Source organism: Pseudomonas sp. LB3P25 (assembly GCF_054897985.1).
Window position 1 is genome coordinate 2368578 of the sequence record NZ_CM142711.1, and the last position, 16556, is coordinate 2385133.

A 16556-nucleotide genomic window follows, 5' to 3' on the forward strand; every position below is an offset into this window, starting at 1 on the left:
CTGGAATCCGGTCCAGAACGGCGCTTACCTCGGGTAAACACTGCTTGTGGCCTTTTTCCTACTTCGTTTGAGCCGTTTTCGCTACGTTTTAGAGATGTTTGGAAAATGCGGCAGTATCCGTTAAAGCCGAATGATGTTCAACACATCGCCCGATAGGCTGACCTGCACGCCCGCGCCCCACAAAGGGTCGCGACGCAGATCCTCCGAAACCTTGTAGTGGCCTGCGATGGAGACCAGTTCAGCGCTCATTTGCTGACAGAAAATCCTGGCCTTCGTGTCGCCTTTGACGCCGGCCAACACACGACCGCGCATCGGGCCGTATACATGGATGTTCCCATCGGCGAGAAGTTCCGCCCCCGGACTGACCGACGAGATCACCACCAAATCGCAGCCCTGGGCATAAATCTGCTGCCCACCACGTACGGGCGAGGTGATGATCTTCGTTGGCTTGATCGTCGGCTCCGGTGGTTTTTCCGGTTTGTTCTTGACTTGGCCTTCGAGCGGGTCCAAAGGACGCTCACGGGCGCCGGACGGTGGCAGCACCGGCAGGTCGACGGCGATGGCCGCCGCAATGTCTTCGATGCGGCTGGCACGGATCGCCAGGGTGCGCAGGCCATGCTGGCGGCAGACGCGCATCAGGCCCGGCAGATCAACTGCGCCTTCGCTGGCCGGGAGTTTGTCCAGGGCCAGCACCAGTGGCGCGTTACTGAAGAAGTTAGGCGCCTGGGCGACCTTGGCGGCCAGTTGACGATCGAGGTTCTCGAGGTCGTTACGGGCCAGTTCCAGCACCGTAATGGCGAGCATGCTGCCCTTCAACTGGAACACGGGATCTTGGTCTAGCGGTTCGGTTTGGCTCATGGTCGGCATACAACGACTTGTCACTAAAAGTGCCGAGACTTATAACGAGAACGCCCGCGAGCCGCAAGCCGGGTCGAACAATGTAGAATGCGCGGCCATTGTCTTTCCGGAACCTTTAATGGATCGCCCGCGTTTTCGAACAGCATTTCTATCTCCGCGTTTCTGGCCGCTGTGGTGTGGCTTGGGGCTGTTGTGGCTGATTGTCCAGTTGCCGTATCCGGCGTTGCTGTCGATCGGTCGCGCCCTGGGTGCATTGATGTATCGAGTGGCGGGCGACAGACGGCGCATTGCCAAGCGCAATCTGGAACTGTGTTTCCCTGAAAAAACCGCTGCCGAGCGCAAGCGCCTGCTCAAGGAAAACTTCGCCTCCACGGGCATCGCGTTTTTTGAAATGGCCATGAGCTGGTGGTGGTCGCGCGAGCGTCTGGCGAAGCTGGCCCATGTCGAAGGGTTGGAGCATTTGAAAAAAGCCCAGCGTGACGGCAAAGGCGTGATCCTGATGGCCGTTCATTTCACCACGCTGGAAATCGGCGCGGCATTGCTCGGCCAGCAGCACACCATTGATGGCATGTACCGCGAACACAAAAATCCGTTGTTCGACTACGTCCAACGCCTGGGGCGCGAGCGGCACAACGTCGATTCGCTGGCCGTGGAACGCGACGACGTGCGCGGCATGCTCAAACTGCTGCGGGCAGGCCGGGCAATCTGGTACGCACCGGATCAGGACTATGGCGCCAAGCAAAGTATCTTCGTGCCGCTGTTCGGGATTCAGGCCGCGACCGTCACCGCCACCAGCAAGTTTGCGCGGTTGGGCAAGGCGCTGGTGGTGCCGTTCACTCAGGAGCGTCTGGCGGACGGCAGCGGTTATCGACTGGTGATTCATGCACCGCTCGAGGGTTTCCCCGGCGAAACCGAAGAGGCCGATTGCCTGCGGATCAACCAATGGATCGAAGGCGTCCTGCGCGAATGTCCGCAGCAATACCTCTGGGCTCATCGCCGCTTCAAGAGCCGTCCGCCGGGCGAGCCGAAGCTGTACGCAAAACGCGGTTGAACCACCGATCCCTATAAGCACCATGGAGTGTTGCGATGAGTCCTGCTGAACCGGTTACAGGGTTGATTCTTTCCGGCGGCGGGGCTCGTGCGGCCTATCAGGTGGGTGTGCTGGCGGCAATTGCCGAGCTGTTGCCGGTGGGTGCGAGCAATCCGTTTCCGGTGATCGTCGGCACCTCGGCCGGCGCGATCAACGCGGTCAGCCTCGCCAGTGGGGCGATGGATTTTCGTGGCGCGATTCAAGGTCTGACAGCCTTCTGGCAAGGCTTTCGCAGTCATCTGGTGCTACGCAGTGACTGGCCGGGCGTGATCCACCAGGCCAGTCGCTTTGTCAGCCACAGTTTGCTCGGGATTGGCGCTCAGGTGCCGGTGGCCTTGCTCAACAGTTCGCCGCTGCGCGGATTGCTCGACAACAAACTGCAGATGAGCGGGATTGCCGAGGCCATTGCACAGAAGCAGTTGCAGGCGGTTGCGGTGACCGCGTTCGGCTACGAGTCCGGTCAGGCGGTGACCTTTTATCAGGGCGGCGGCACCATCAATGCCTGGCTGCGCCATCGGCGAATCGGCGTCCCCACTCGATTGACCGTCGATCACTTGCTGGCCAGTTCCGCCATTCCGCTGCTGTTTGCGCCAGTGAAAATCGGTGAAGAGTATTTCGGCGACGGCGCGGTACGTCAGTCGGCACCGATCAGTCCGGCGCTGCACCTGGGCGCGAGCCGAGTGCTGGTGGTGGGCGTCAGTGGCAACCCCCGCGGCGTCGACCCGGAACAACCGCTGCTGCGCGCTTACACCGGTCAGCAGCCGAGCCTGGCGCAGATCGGTGGGCACCTGCTCAACAGCACGTTCATTGACAGCCTGGAAAGTGACATCGAGTTGCTGCAGCGGCTCAATCAGTTCAGTCATCTAATGCCCGATGGCACGCCGACGCGCGCGCTGGGTGTGGCGCCGGTAGACGTTCTGGTGATTTCGCCGAGTCAGCCGATCGATGAGATTGCGGCGCGGCATCGGCAGGAATTGCCGGCGGCGCTGCGCCTGTTTCTGCGTGGCCCGGGGGCGACCAAGACGAGTGGGGCGGGGGTGCTGAGTTATCTGCTGTTCGAGGCGGGGTATTGCAGCGAGTTGATTGATTTGGGGCGGCGGGATGCGTTGGCCAAGCGGGATGAGTTGTGTCGGTTTCTTGGGTTGGCGGAGCCTGTCGTTCCAGCTTAAGAACGGCGGTGTGGCCATTCGCGAGCAGGCTCGCTCCCACAATGAAACGCGGCCAATTGTGGGAGCGAGCCTGCTCGCGAAGGCGTCCTCGCAGACGCCTGCCAATTCAAGTCATCAGAAGTGGAACTTCACCAGGAAGCTCGTAGTGCTCTGATCGGTCTTGAAGACCTGGCTGTCTTTGATTCCGTACTTGTCCGACCAGTAGTCGTACTCCACACCCACATACAACTGCTTCGCACCGAAATTCAACGCTTTGCCCAAGTCGTATTTGACCTGCGGGTTGAAGTGCAGGTTGGCGTGGTAGTCGCCTTTGGAGTTGGAGTCGTTGTCGACCACCCAGTCCATGAAGCCATCGATCAGGATGTTCGAGTCACCGACAGGAATGGTGTAGGACCAGACCGGGGTGATCTGCCACACGTTGTCGCCTGGACGGCTGCCTTCGGTGTGACGCTGGTAGAAGTTCAGCTGGAAGTAATCAAAGCCCGGGATCGCCAGGTCGAAACCAGGACCGACCAGGTAGGACTCGGTATCGCCTTCACCGAACTCGTAGGTCATGGCCAGCAATACGTCTTTGACCGGGCCGAATTCGATTTTCTGGTCGAGCACCTTGCCCAGGGAAATACGTGGGCTGAACTCACCGTAATAGGTGTTCGGGCCGACGTTGAAGTCCTTATCGCCGTTGTAGAAGATCTTGTCGACGAAGAAAAAGTTGTCCCCATATTTCCATGCATCGGCATGCTCGAAGGTCACCGTCTGCTGAATGTGCGGGTTGACCTGGAAGTCCTTGCCATACAGGTAGGTCAGGCTGTTGTTCTGCCATTGCAGCAAGTCGCCGGCCATGGCCTGGCCCCCGGCCAGCAAAGATCCCGCCAGCATCAGGCTAGTGCACGTACGTTTCATTCGGTTGCTCCCAAAAAGTAGGTGGTTCCACGTTATTTTTCTAAGGTCGGCGCTCTGGTGTGGCGCCTTTTTCTGTCGCTGTAAAAAATCATCCAATCGGTCAGCTTCAGTGCTGTTAGCAAGAGCTGAGCCAAGGCTTTTAAAAAGCAAAAAAACGCCCGCTCGGCTGCTCAAGAGCAGTCGATTGAGAGAGGTTTTGGAGTGCCTTGGTACCGTCCAGAGCCGGGATAAGTTAGCTTTCTGGTCAGGAATTAAATCCGGGCTTTTTTTTAGACCAGATTCGGGCGGCCGCGGAGAATACTGACTCCTCGGCCAGGTCTCAAGTGCCCCGCAACAGCGCACCGACGACAGGTTTGGAGCACGGTTGCGGGCCATCTAGAAATGCACCTTCACCAGCAGGCTGGTGGTGTTCTCATTAGTGTCGAGGTTGGCATTGTTTTCGATGCCGTATTTGTCTTTCCAGTAGCTGTATTCGACGCCGACGTACACCTGTTTCTCCCGCCAGCCCAAGGCCTTCCCCAGGTCATATTTGATCTGCGGGTTCAAGTGCAGGTTGGCGTGGTAGGTGCCATGTGAGTTCTGGTCGTTATCCACGACCCAGTCGATGTAGCCGTCGATCAACAGGTTCGAGTTGCCAAATGGCAGGGTGTAGGACCAGGCCGGCGTGATCTGCCAGACATCGTCGCCGGGACGCGAGCCTTCGGTCTGGCGATAGTAGAAGTTCAAGGTGAAAAAATTGAAGCCCGGTACCGCGAGGTCGAAACCGGGGCCGATCAGATAGGCTTCGGTGTCGTCTTCGCCATTCTCGTAGGTCATGGCCAGCAACACGTCCTTGATCGGGCCGAATTCGAAACGGCGGTCGAGGATTTTGCCGAAAGACAGGCGCGGACTGAACTCGCCGTAATAGGCGTGAACGCCTTTGTTCCGGTCTTTCTCGCCGTTGTAGTAAGTGCTGTCGACGAACAGGAAGTTGTCGCCGTACTTCCAGCGGTCGGCGTGCTCAAAGGTTATCGTCTGCTGGATCGACGGGTTGACCGCGAAATCCTTGCCATACAGATAGCTCAGGCTGTTGGCCTGCCACAGCAGTAAATCGCCGGCCGTGGCCTGACTGGCGGCCAATAGACCACCGCCCAACAGCGTGTTTGTCTGTGTCCGAATCATCTGTTGCTCCCTCTTGTTTTTATTTTTCGTGGCGAGGGGATTTATCCCCGTTCGGCTGCGAAGCAGTCGTAAAACCGGCGAGCAGGGTAGGACTGGAGAAATGCCGGGGCCGCTTCGCGCCCCAACGGGGCGGTGCGACGTTTCGCTAAATCCCCTCGCCACAGAGGTTTGATTAGTGCGGGTGAGCGTGGCAGTCGTTGATGGCCGCGCGTTCGGCGCCGCCGAGGATGTTGAACAGCAGGTTCAACGACAGCGCACTGAGCGTCGCCATGGCGATGCCGCTGTGGGTGATCGGGCTCATCCACAGTGGCAGGTGGGCGAAGAATTCCGGACGGACCACCGGGATCAGCCCCATGCCGATGCTCACCGCCACCAGCAACTGGTTGCGACGGTCACCGATGTCGGCTTCCTGAAGAATCTTGATGCCGGTGGCGGCGACCATGCCGAACATCGCAATCGCCGCGCCGCCCAATACGGCTGGCGGAATCGAAGCCACCAGAAACGCGGCTTTCGGCAGCAGGCTCAGCACCACCAGCAAACCACCGGCGACGATGGTCACCGAGCGGCAACGTACGCCGGTCATCTGCACCAGGCCGATGTTCTGCGCGAAAGAGGAGTGGGTAAAGGTGTTGAAGAAACCGGCGAAGAACGACGCGCCGGCATCACACAGCAAGCCGCGACGCAGCATTCGTGGGCAGACGTCCTGGCCGGTGATTTTGCCCAGCGCCAGGAACATCCCGGTGGACTCGACGAAGATGATCACCACCACCAGACACATGGAAAGGATCGGTGCGAGTTCGAATTTCGGCATGCCGAAATGCAGCGGGGTCACGAATTGCAGCCATGGCGCCTGAGCCATGCCGCTCAGGTCGACCATACCGATCAGGCTGCAGAGCACGTAACCCAGGCACATGCCGATCAGCACGGAGATGTTGACCCAGAAACCGCGCATGAAGCGGTGGACCAGCAGAATAGTTGCCAACACCAGCGCGGCGATGGCCAGGTAAATCGGCGAGCCGAATTGCGCGGCACGCGCACCGCCGCCGGCCCAGTTCACGGCCACGGGGAACAGCGACAAACCGATCGAGGTGATGACTGTGCCGGTCACCAGAGGTGGGAAGAAGCGCACGACTTTGGACATGAATGGCGCGATGATCATGCCGAAGAATCCGGCGGCTATGGTCGCGCCGAAGATCCCTTGCAGGCCGATGCCTGGCATGCCGGCTATGGCGACCATGCTGCCGACGGCGGCGAAACTGGCGCCCATCATCACCGGCATACGGATGCCCATGGGGCCGATGCCGAGCGATTGCACGATGGTGGCGATCCCGGCCACCAGCAGGTCGGCGTTGATCAGAAAGGCGATCTCTTCACGACTCAGGCCAGCGGCCTGTCCGATGATCAGCGGCACCGCGATGGCTCCGCCGTACATCAGCAGAACGTGTTGCAGGCCAACCAGGATCAGTTGCAAGAGGGGCAAACGCTGAATGGCGGGTGCGTCGGGGATGCGCGCTTTGGATAGCTCGGACATGCAACACCTCGGATCTTTTTTATTCTTGTGATTTTGTGCATCAGGAGGACCGCGGCGCGGCCATTCGCGAGCAGGCTCGCTCCCACATAGGCAACACAAATCCTGCGGGAGCGAGCCTGCTCGCGAAGCTTTTCAACGATTAGTTAGTTGGGGCTCCCTGAGCAATCCACGCGCCGATCAGGTCACGTTCCTGCTGGGTCATCTGGGTGATGTTGCCCAGTGGCATGATCTGGCTGGCGACGGCTTGAGCCTGAATGCGAGCGGCGTTCTGGCGGATTTGCTCGGGGGTATCGAACATCACGCCGGCCGGTGCGGCACTGAACAGCGGGCTGGTCGGTTTGGCCGAATGGCAAACCGCGCACCGCTCCTGAATCACGCTGTGAACCTTGTCGAACGCCGGGGCTTGATTGGAGGCTTGGGCCGGTGCAGCGGCAGGCGCAGCAGGTTTCGCGACTTCAGGTTTTGCACCACCACCAAGAGCAGTTTCCGGCAACGGCTGGTACTCAATGGTGCCAGGGGCCTTGGCCACTTCAGGTGCGCTCGGCATCTGCGCCGGGCCAGTCACGTAAGCCAGGCAGATCATGCCGACTGCCGCTACGGGCAAGGTCCACGCAAACTTGTGGCTGTCATGACGGGTGTTGAAGTAGTGACGCACCAACACCGCCAGCACCGCGATCCCGGCCAGGATCAGCCAGTTGTATTGGCTGCCGTAGGTACTCGGGAAGTGGTTGCTGATCATGATGAACAGCACCGGCAAGGTGAAGTAGTTGTTGTGACGCGAACGCAGCAAGCCTTTGGCCGGCAGTGTCGGGTCGGGCGTGCGGTTTTCGGCAATCGCCGCCACCAGTGCGCGTTGGGCCGGCATGATGATGCGGAACACGTTGCCGACCATGATGGTGCCGATGATCGCGCCGACGTGCAGGTACGCACCACGACCGCTGAACACTTTGCTGAAGCCGTAAGCAGCGCCAATGATCAGCACGAACAGGATGACGCCGAGCAGGGCAGGGCGTTTGCCCAGGGCCGAGTCGCAAAGGAACGAGTAGATGAACCAGCCGATGAACAGCGAGCCCAGGCCGATGGCCACACCTTCAGGTCCGCTCAGGGTGCTGCCCGGCGCCAACAGGTACAGCGTCGGGTTGGAGTAGAACACCACGCACAGCAGCGCGATCCCCGACATCCAGGTGAAATAGGCTTCCCATTTGAACCAGTGCAGGTTGTCCGGCATGGTCGGTGGGGCCAGTTTGTATTTTTCCAGGTGATAGATACCGCCGCCATGGATCGCCCACAAATCACCGGCCAGACCGTTTTTCGGGTTGACCCGATTGAGGTTGTTTTCCAGCCAGACGAAATAGAACGACGCACCGATCCAGGCCACGCCAGTAATCATGTGAACCCAGCGCACGCTCAGGTTCAGCCATTCCAACAGATGTGCTTCCACAGTCTTTACCTCTCGCCTGTCACTCTGTCGTCGAGTGATCAGACCTTCTCTTATTGGTGGGGGGCGAGGATCAAACGCTCATCCTCTTTGAAAAAATGCTCATCGCAGTTATTGCCTGTGCCACTGCGATCAACCACCAGGAAGTCATCCCGCTTTTCGATCGTCAGCACCGGATGGTGCCAAACGCCGCGATGGTAATTAATGCCCTGCCTGCCGTTGGTGACGAAGGCGCGGACCAAGCCTGATACAGGTTCATCGCCAAGTGGCGCGACCACGATCAGAAAGGGGTTGCCGAGCAGCGGAATGAAAGCCTGGCTGCCCAGCGGGTGACGCTCCAGCATGCAGACGGTCAGCGGCATGTCCTGCGCGTCGGCGCGGAAGATGCTGATGATCGCGTTGTCCTCTGGCGTGGCGGTTTGCACCGTCGCCAGTTTGTGAAAGCGCATGGTCGAACCGTTGTTGATCATGAAGTGATCGCTGCCATCGGTTTCGATCACGTCACCGAAAGGGGCGAAGGCTTCTTTGGTCAGCGGTTCAATCGTCAATGTGCGCATGCTGGTCTTCTTACCTTGAGTTCGTTGTTGTCTGTTCTATTGCTTTCGCGAGCAGGCTCGCTCCCACATTTGAAATGCATTCCCCTGTGGGAGCGAGCCTGCTCGCGATTGGCCGCGCCGCTTATTTAGCGACCTTGCCCAATACGCGCAGACGGCTCACACCACCATCCGGGAACACGTTCAGGCGGATGTGGGTGATCGGGCCCAGTGCCTTGATCTGCTCGGCGAAGGTGTGTTCGGCGTGCATTTCCAGTTTCTGCGCCGGCAGCAGTTCGCGCCAGAACAGCGATTGGGTTTCGATCTGGCTGTCGGTGCCGCCCTTCACGAACGCGCCCTGGATCGAGCACGTGTCCGGGTAGTTGCCCTTGAAGTGCAGGGTGTCGACGATGACTTTCTCGATCTCGCCGGCATGACCCAGCGCGACAATGACCCAGTCATTACCTGGCGTGCGACGACGGGCGGTTTCCCAGCCGTCGCCCATGTTGATGCCACGGCCCGGGTTGAGGATGTTGCTCATGCGACCGAAGTGTTCGTCGGAGCAGGCGAGGGCGCGGCCACCGTTGAGGGCTGCGGCCAGGTCAACCTGCTCGTTGTCGCCAACAGCCGACCAGTCGCGGAACGGAATACCGTAAACACGCAGACGGGCCACGCCACCATCCGGGTAGATGTTGAAGCGCAGGTGGCTGAACGCCTGGTCGTTGTTGATTTCGTGGAAGTGGTGGCTGTTGCCTTGCAACTCGACGGCGGACAGCACTTCAGTCCACTGGGTGTTGTCGTCCGGCTCGCCCGAGGCCAGGAAGCACGCTTCCAGGGAAGCCGACGGCGGGAAATTGCCGGTGAAGAATGAAGTGTCGATGTCCACGCCCTTGATCGAGCCCGGTACGCCCAGGCGGATCACCGCGCTGTCGTAACCTTCGAAGCGCTTGCGGCGCGACTCCCAGCCGTCCATCCACTTGCCGTTATCATCGAACACGCCCTCCTTCCACACAGCCGGGGTCGGCTGGAACAGGCGGTTGGCATCAGCGAACCAGTCATCGGTGACCGAGATGATTTTGGTGCCCAGACGGGCGTCGGCCAGGTTGACGAACTTCTCGAAAGGTACGGCGTAAGCTTTCATTCTTCTTGTCTGCCTTTAATTAGTTGGCTTGGGATGCTTGCAGGGCCTTGGGTGTTTTCGCGTTGTTTAACACTCAGGCCAGGCTTGCTAGAGAGTCAGTAGTCGGAACAGGGCGATCTTGTTGATCTGCGCCAGCGCACATTTGAATTCGGTATCTGCCGAGTGGTGAATGCGCGTTTCGAACGCCGCGAGGATCTGATGCCGGTTGCTGCCTTTTACCGCCATGATGAAGGGAAACTTGAACCTGGCTTTGTAGGCGTCGTTCAGCTCGGTGAAGCGTTGAAACTCATCGCTCGAGCATTGGTGAATACCGGCGCCAGCCTGTTCGTTGGTGCTGGCTTCGGTCAGTTGTCCCTGGACGGCGGCTTTGCCGGCCAGGTCCGGGTGAGCGTTGATCAGGGCCAATTGGCTTTCGTGATCGGCGCTCAACAGGATGTCGCTCATGCGTTGGTGCAGGGTTTCGATCTCGTCGATCGAAGGGTCCTGGCCGAGGTCGAAGGCCTTCTCGGCCACCCATGGCGAATGTTCGTAGATGTCGGCGAAGGCAGCGACAAACGCGTCGCGGCTCAGGGTCGACGGCTTCAGGGTTTGGAAGTGGCTCATTTCGCGGCCCCTTGATACGGGTGGGTTTCGTGCCAGTGGCGAGCGATGTCGACGCGACGGCTGAACCACACCTGTTCATGACTTTTAGCGTATTCGATAAAGCGTTTGAGCGAGGCCAGACGCGCCGGACGGCCGATCAGACGGCAGTGCAGGCCGATCGACAACATCTTCGGTGCTTCGGCGCCTTCAGCGTAAAGCACGTCGAAGGCGTCTTTCAGGTATTCGAAGAAATCGTCGCCCTTGTTGAAACCCTGGACCTGGGTGAAGCGCATGTCGTTGGTGTCCAGCGTGTACGGAATCACCAGGTGCGGTTTGCCGGTCGGGTTGTTGGGTTCCCAGTAGGGCAGGTCGTCGTCATAGGTGTCGCAGTCGTAGAGGAAACCGCCTTCTTCCATCACCAGACGACGGGTGTTCGGACCGGTGCGGCCGGTGTACCAGCCCAGTGGGCGCTCGCCGGTGATTTCAGTGAGGACGCGGATCGCTTCGAGTATGTGTTCGCGTTCCTGCGCTTCGTCCATGTACTGGTAGTCGATCCAGCGATAGCCGTGGCTGCAGATCTCGTGGCCGGCATCGACCATCGCGCGGATCACGTCCGGGTGGCGCTGGGCGGCCATGGCCACGGCGAAGATGGTCAGCGGGATGTCGAATTCCTTGAACAGCTTCAAAACCCGCCAGACGCCGGCACGGCTGCCATACTCGTAAAGGGATTCCATGCTCATGTTGCGCGCGCCTTGCAGCGGCTGCGCCGAGACCATTTCCGAGAGGAAGGCTTCGGATTCTTTATCGCCGTGCAGGATATTGCGCTCACCGCCTTCTTCGTAATTGAGCACGAAGGACAAGGCGATGCGGGCATTGCCCGGCCAGTGTGGGTGAGGAGGGTTACTGCCGTAACCGATCAGGTCGCGTGGGTAGTCAGCGCTCACTGCAGTCTTCCTTCTTATTCGTTCGACTTGTTCAAGGTCAGGTTTGTGAGGCGGCCTGCAGTGTGATGACAGGCTGGCGTCACAGCGATGGGCTGATTGTATACAACTTTATATCCACTTTGTAAGCCTGTTTTTTTGCATTTTTCACTGACTGTCATCTTCACATGTTATTGCAAGAAACCTGCCTGATTGGTCAGCTAATGGATGGAAGGTCCTTTGAACCTATGGTTCGGCGTCAGATTCAATGTGAATCCTCGAGTGCCGCGCGAGGCGCTAAAAAACTCGTTTTTATTGTGTACAATTTTTTTGAAAAGTGTCTTAATCAGTCGCTCGCCGCAGCGTTTCGTGCTCCGAATCGGTGCGGTCTCCTTTTCAACTGACTTCGGGAGGCGCGAGGTCTGACTGCTCCACGCAGGCAGGCGCGCAGAATCAATGGGACGTTTGACTACTCACGTTTTAGACGCTGCACACGGTTGCCCTGGCAGCTCGATCAAGGTCGAGTTGTACCGCGTTGAAGGTTCGCAGCTGGAATTGGTCGCTACTGCGATGACCAACAGCGATGGCCGTGTCGATGCACCGCTGCTGCAAGGCGATGACTACCGCTCCGGGGTCTATCAGGTTCAGTTTCATGCGGGCGATTACTACCGCGCCCGTGGTGTCCAGTTGCCGGAGCCGGCGTTCCTGGACGTGGTGGTGCTGCGGTTTGGTATCTCCGCGGAACAGGATCACTACCATGTGCCATTGCTGATTTCGCCGTATAGCTATTCGACCTACAGAGGAAGCTAGGACTTTCCCCCCCAAAAATCCTGCGCATACAGCTTCTTTGGTCTTTCGCCCGCTCACACTGCGGGCTTTTTTTTTGCCTTCGAATAATGTGGTGCATGTGCCGACGCCTTTGCGAGCAGGCTCGCTCCCACAGTGGATCTTTGTCGGTCACAAATAATGTGTTCACAGAAGATCCCCCTGTGGGAGCGAGCCTGCTCGCGAAGCTTTTGCTCTTCAGCGGCTCAACAAAGATGCAGCACCTGCACCACTGAACAATCCGGCACTCACCCGGTTAAACCAGCTCTGCCCCTTGCCGCTACGCAGATACCGCGCCGCTCCGTGGGCACCCAGCCCATAAGCTAACTTGCACAGCAAATCCAGCACGGTCCAGGTTGCAATCATCACCAGCAACTGCGGCAGGAATGGTTGCTCTGCGCTGAGGAACTGCGGCAGGAATGCAGCAAAGAACAGAATGTCTTTCGGGTTGCTCGCGCCCAGCACAAACGCGCGCCCGAACAGTGCACGAAAGCGAGGAACCGGCGCAGCCTGGGGCACTTCAGCGCCGTGGGAGGGCTGACGCGATTGCTGCCAGCTCTGCCAGGCCAGGTAGAACAGGTACAGCGCACCGACGATCTTCAGGGCACTGAACAACTGTTCCGACGCCAGCAGTAGGGCGCCCAAACCCAACGCCGAAGCACTGAGCAAACAGATCGACGCAATCACGCCCCCCAGAAACGCCGGGTATGAACGACGCAAACCGTAATTCAGACTGTTGCTGATCATCAGCAAAGACAGTGGCCCCGGGATCAGGATCACCACCAGCGCAGCGCCGCTGAACAGCAGCCAGGTTTCCAGACTCATCACTTTCCTCCATTTGCACAAAAGCCTCACCCGACGGGGTGAGGCTGTTTTGAATCACTGTTTTTGACTCGTAGACGGCTTACAAGAAAATGAACTTGGCGATGAAGATCGCGCAGAGCACCCACAGACTGATGGAAATTTCCTTGTGCTTACCGGTACAGGCCTTCAGTACCACGTAAGTGATAAAGCCCAGCGCAATGCCGTCGGCGACCGAGAAGGTCAGGGGCATCATGATCGCGGTAACGATCGCCGGAATGCTGTCGGTCGCTTCGTCCCATTCGATGTGAGCCATACCGCCCATCATCAGCATCGCCACATAAATCAGCGCACCGGCGGTTGCGTAAGCGGGGATCATGCCAGCCAGCGGAGCGAAGAACATCGCGGCAATAAATAGCACACCTACGGTCACTGCGGTAAGACCAGTCCGACCACCAGCGGCTACACCCGCGGCACTTTCCACGTAGCTGGTGACCGGGGGAACGCCGACCATCGCACCGAATACGCTGGAAGCACTGTCGGCTTTCAGGGCACGGGAGAGGTTTTCGATCTTGCCGTCAGCGTTCACCAGACCGGCGCGCTGGGCGACGCCCATCAGGGTGCCGGCGGTGTCGAACATGTGCACGAAGAGGAAGGCCAGCACCACGCTGATCATGCTGACGTTGAACACGCCCGCGATGTCCATGGCCATCCAGGTCGGCGCCAGGCTCGGCGGGGCGGACATGAGGCCCTCGTAGTGCACCAGGCCCAGGCCCCAACCCGCCAGGGTCACGGTGATGATGCTGATGAGGATCGCGCCGAACACTTTGTGGTAGCTGAGTACGGCGATCATCAGGAAGCAGATGGCGGCCAGCAGCGGGCCAGGCTCGCGCAGGGAACCGAGCTTGATCAGGGTGGCCGGGCTGTCGACCACGATGCCCGCGGTTTTCAAGCCGATCAGCCCCAGAAACAGGCCCACACCGGCACCCATGGCAAAGCGCAAACTCACCGGGATGCTATTGAGCAGCCATTCGCGGATCCGGGAAAAGGTCAGGAACATGAACAACACACCGGAAACGAACACCGCACCCAGAGCGGTTTCCCAGTTGTAGCCCATGGTGCCGACCACGGTGTAGGTAAAGAAGGCGTTCAGGCCCATGCCCGGCGCGAGGCCGACTGGCCAGTTGGCATACAGACCCATCAACAGGCAACCCAGCGCGGCGGCGATGCAGGTGGCGACGAACGCGGCACCGTGATCGATCCCGGCGTCGGCCATGATGTTGGGGTTGACGAAGATGATGTAGGCCATGGTGATGAAGGTTGTCAGACCGGCAATCAACTCGGTCTTCACCGTGGTGCCATGCAAGCTGAGTTTGAAGATGCGCTCCAGCCAGCCATTGCGTAACGGCGGCGAGAGTTCCAGCGTCGGGGCTTCGGATTTGCGGCTTTCCACAGCGAGTACTCCTCAAGAGTTTTATTGTTATTTCCAGGGCCGGACCCATGAGGGTGGCAGCGGCCCTTTGAGGCACTTGCGAATTTGTTGACCGCTTGGTCAGGAACTCGCACGAAGTGGATTATGCTTTTGTATACAAATAAAGCAAATAATGTTTTTGATTTTGTAGACGAAAAGTTTGGCGATAGGGATATATCGCCTGGAAGGACGCCATCGCGAGCAGGCTCGCTCCCACATTGGATCGCATTTCCCTGTGGGAGCGAGCCTGCTCGCGAAGGATTTTGAGGTGTCAGGTTTTTTGTTGGTTCTCCCCAAGCGCCAGATTCACCGCCAACCAGCCATTCACCGCCGTCTCCCCGGCCTCGGCAAACACCCGCTCCAGCAATTTCACCTGTTCACGCCGCAACGACTGCTCGAAACGTGCGCCATCGTCGGTCATCTCCAGCAGCCGCTTACGCTTGTCGGTCTCGGACGCGACACTGTTCACCAAATGCATTTCCACCAACTGACGCAGCGGAATATTCAGCGCCTGCTTCGTCACCCCGAGCAATGCCAGCAGTTCCTTGACGCTCAGGTTTGGGTAGCGGGCGATAAAAAACACAATGCGTTGATGCACCCGACTCAAACCGCGACGCTCGAGCATTTCGTCGGCCTTCGCGGTGAACGCCTGGTAACCGAAGAAAAACGCTTCCATCGCTTGTTGCTGAGTGGTGGGGTTTTTAAGGTCAAGCATGTTGACGTATCCGCTCGGTCTGTCGTAATTTCGGTCAACCAGTTTGACTCATTTTATTCAGGCCTCGCTACCGGTGACCCCATGGCATTTTCCGAACGTGTCTCGCGCCTTAAAAGTTCTTTGATCCGTGAAATCCTCGCCGCCGCCCAGCGCCCGGAAGTGATGTCGTTCGCCGGCGGCTTGCCGGCCGAAGCCATGCTGCCGAACGTCGAGTGGGCTGGCATGCCGCTGTCGATGGGCCAATACGGCATGAGCGAAGGTGAGCCGGCGCTGCGTGAAGTGCTGGCAGCAGAGGCGCGGGCGCTGGGCGTACCCTGCGAGGCGAGTCAGGTATTGGTGGTCAGCGGCTCCCAGCAAACCCTCGATCTGGCGGCCAAGCTGTACATCGACAAAGGCACTGAGATTTTGCTCGAAGCGCCGACTTATCTGGCGGCGTTGCAGATTTTTCAGCTGTTCGGCGCCGACTGCATCACTGTCCCGCTGGAAGCTGATGGCCCGAACCTGGCGCAACTGCGTGCTCGTCTGGAAAAACACCGTCCGGCGTTCATCTACCTGATCCCAACTTTTCAGAATCCTTCAGCCGTGCGTTACAGCGAAGCCAAGCGCGATGCCGTGGCAGCCTTGCTGGATGAGTTCGGCGTGACCTTGATCGAAGACGAGCCTTACCGCGAGCTGACTTTCGACGGTGGCAGCGCCACGCCGATTGTCAGCCGCTTGAAAAAGGCCAGCTGGATCTACACCGGCACCGTGTCGAAAACCTTGCTGCCTGGACTGCGAGTCGGCTACCTGATCGCCAGTCCGGATCTCTTTCCGCACTTGCTGAAACTCAAGCAATCGGCCGACCTGCACACCAATCGCGTGGGCCAGTGGCAAGCGCTGCAGTGGATTGGCACCGAGAAATTCCAGCATCACTTGAGCGAGCTGCGGGATTTCTATCGGGTTCGTCGGGACGCGTTCCAGTCAGCCCTGGAACTGCATTTTGCTGATTTGGCAGATTGGAACGTGCCGCAGGGCGGACTGTTTTTCTGGCTGACACTCAAGCAGCCGCTGGACACGCGTACGTTGCTCAAGGCTGCACTGGCTGCGGATGTGGCGTTCATGCCGGGCGAACCGTTCTTCCCTGAACCGGACAACAATCCGGGGCATCTGCGCCTGAACTTCAGCCACATCGACCCGGCACGGCTGGACAAAGGGCTCAAACGGCTGGCGGCGGTGGTGCGTCAGGCCCAGGCAGCGCAAGCGGCTTGAGGCTGCTGGTGTGAGAGGGTGCAGAAACAAATAAACCGGCTCTAGGGCCGGTTTATTTTTGTCCGGGGGGCGGTGACTGGGCCGGCCTCTTCGCGAGCAGGCTCGCTCCCACAATTGATCAGTGTTGAACATCAATTTCCAACACCCCACAAAACCACTGTGGGAGCGAGCCT

16 protein-coding genes are annotated in these 16556 nt (G+C 59.0%); 4 read left to right on the top strand and 12 right to left on the bottom strand.

Going from position 1 to position 16556, the window contains the following annotated elements; genetic code table 11:
* Positions 1 to 120: 120 nt before the first annotated feature.
* Entirely contained in the window at positions 121 to 858 is a 738-nt protein-coding gene (minC, locus tag ACYZTW_RS10660; protein ID WP_462004809.1) for a septum site-determining protein MinC, read from the bottom strand.
* Positions 859 to 976: 118 nt separating this feature from the next.
* Here minC and ACYZTW_RS10665 point away from each other — a divergent pair, with 118 nt between their 5' ends.
* The gene (locus tag ACYZTW_RS10665; RefSeq protein WP_462004810.1) at positions 977 to 1909 is read left to right on the top strand and encodes a lipid A biosynthesis lauroyl acyltransferase; all 933 of its coding nucleotides are present in this window, start codon (positions 977 to 979) and stop codon (positions 1907 to 1909) included.
* A 35-nt stretch (positions 1910 to 1944) separates the two neighbouring features.
* The gene (locus tag ACYZTW_RS10670; protein ID WP_462004811.1) at positions 1945 to 3117 is read left to right on the top strand and encodes a patatin-like phospholipase family protein; all 1173 of its coding nucleotides are present in this window, start codon (positions 1945 to 1947) and stop codon (positions 3115 to 3117) included.
* Positions 3118 to 3231: 114 nt separating this feature from the next.
* Here the strand turns inward: ACYZTW_RS10670 and ACYZTW_RS10675 are convergent, their stop codons facing one another.
* From ACYZTW_RS10675 to puuE, 8 genes are all read right to left on the bottom strand, one after another.
* Positions 3232 to 4017, bottom strand: coding sequence for an outer membrane protein OmpK (locus ACYZTW_RS10675; protein ID WP_462004812.1), 786 nt, complete (start codon positions 4015 to 4017; stop codon positions 3232 to 3234).
* A 375-nt stretch (positions 4018 to 4392) separates the two neighbouring features.
* A complete protein-coding gene (locus ACYZTW_RS10680; RefSeq protein ID WP_462004813.1) occupies positions 4393 to 5178 on the bottom strand; it encodes an outer membrane protein OmpK in 786 nt (261 codons plus the stop codon).
* Positions 5179 to 5350: 172 nt separating this feature from the next.
* Positions 5351 to 6709 (bottom strand): nucleobase:cation symporter-2 family protein, encoded by a 1359-nt coding sequence (locus ACYZTW_RS10685; RefSeq protein ID WP_462004814.1) that lies wholly within the window; start codon positions 6707 to 6709, stop codon positions 5351 to 5353.
* A 139-nt stretch (positions 6710 to 6848) separates the two neighbouring features.
* The gene (locus ACYZTW_RS10690) at positions 6849 to 8150 is read right to left on the bottom strand and encodes a urate hydroxylase PuuD (protein WP_462004815.1); all 1302 of its coding nucleotides are present in this window, start codon (positions 8148 to 8150) and stop codon (positions 6849 to 6851) included.
* A 50-nt stretch (positions 8151 to 8200) separates the two neighbouring features.
* Entirely contained in the window at positions 8201 to 8704 is a 504-nt protein-coding gene (locus ACYZTW_RS10695; RefSeq protein ID WP_109628737.1) for an ureidoglycolate lyase, read from the bottom strand.
* A gap of 121 nt (positions 8705 to 8825) precedes the next feature.
* Positions 8826 to 9821 carry an allantoicase gene (gene alc / locus ACYZTW_RS10700; protein WP_462004816.1) on the bottom strand — a complete coding sequence of 332 codons (996 nt, stop codon included), beginning with the start codon at positions 9819 to 9821 and terminating at the stop codon, positions 8826 to 8828.
* An 87-nt stretch (positions 9822 to 9908) separates the two neighbouring features.
* Positions 9909 to 10424 (bottom strand): 2-oxo-4-hydroxy-4-carboxy-5-ureidoimidazoline decarboxylase, encoded by a 516-nt coding sequence (uraD, locus tag ACYZTW_RS10705; protein WP_462004817.1) that lies wholly within the window; start codon positions 10422 to 10424, stop codon positions 9909 to 9911.
* Positions 10421 to 11347 (bottom strand): allantoinase PuuE, encoded by a 927-nt coding sequence (gene puuE / locus ACYZTW_RS10710; protein ID WP_462004818.1) that lies wholly within the window; start codon positions 11345 to 11347, stop codon positions 10421 to 10423. Before puuE ends, uraD begins: the two co-directional genes overlap by 4 nt.
* A 432-nt stretch (positions 11348 to 11779) precedes the next feature.
* Here puuE and uraH point away from each other — a divergent pair, with 432 nt between their 5' ends.
* Positions 11780 to 12133 (top strand): hydroxyisourate hydrolase, encoded by a 354-nt coding sequence (gene uraH / locus ACYZTW_RS10715; protein ID WP_282480738.1) that lies wholly within the window; start codon positions 11780 to 11782, stop codon positions 12131 to 12133.
* Between the two features lie 213 nt (positions 12134 to 12346).
* Here the strand turns inward: uraH and ACYZTW_RS10720 are convergent, their stop codons facing one another.
* The 3 genes from ACYZTW_RS10720 to ACYZTW_RS10730 form a co-directional block, all read right to left on the bottom strand.
* Entirely contained in the window at positions 12347 to 12973 is a 627-nt protein-coding gene (locus ACYZTW_RS10720; protein WP_462004819.1) for a LysE family translocator, read from the bottom strand.
* A gap of 79 nt (positions 12974 to 13052) precedes the next feature.
* Complete coding sequence (locus ACYZTW_RS10725; protein ID WP_462004820.1) at positions 13053 to 14402, bottom strand: NCS2 family permease; 1350 nt, start codon at positions 14400 to 14402, stop codon at positions 13053 to 13055.
* A gap of 289 nt (positions 14403 to 14691) precedes the next feature.
* Positions 14692 to 15135: a MarR family winged helix-turn-helix transcriptional regulator gene (locus tag ACYZTW_RS10730; protein ID WP_462004821.1), complete on the bottom strand. Its 444-nt coding sequence runs from the start codon at positions 15133 to 15135 to the stop codon at positions 14692 to 14694.
* An 81-nt stretch (positions 15136 to 15216) separates the two neighbouring features.
* Here ACYZTW_RS10730 and ACYZTW_RS10735 point away from each other — a divergent pair, with 81 nt between their 5' ends.
* The gene (locus ACYZTW_RS10735; RefSeq protein WP_462004822.1) at positions 15217 to 16383 is read left to right on the top strand and encodes an aminotransferase-like domain-containing protein; all 1167 of its coding nucleotides are present in this window, start codon (positions 15217 to 15219) and stop codon (positions 16381 to 16383) included.
* Positions 16384 to 16556: the final 173 nt, after the last annotated feature.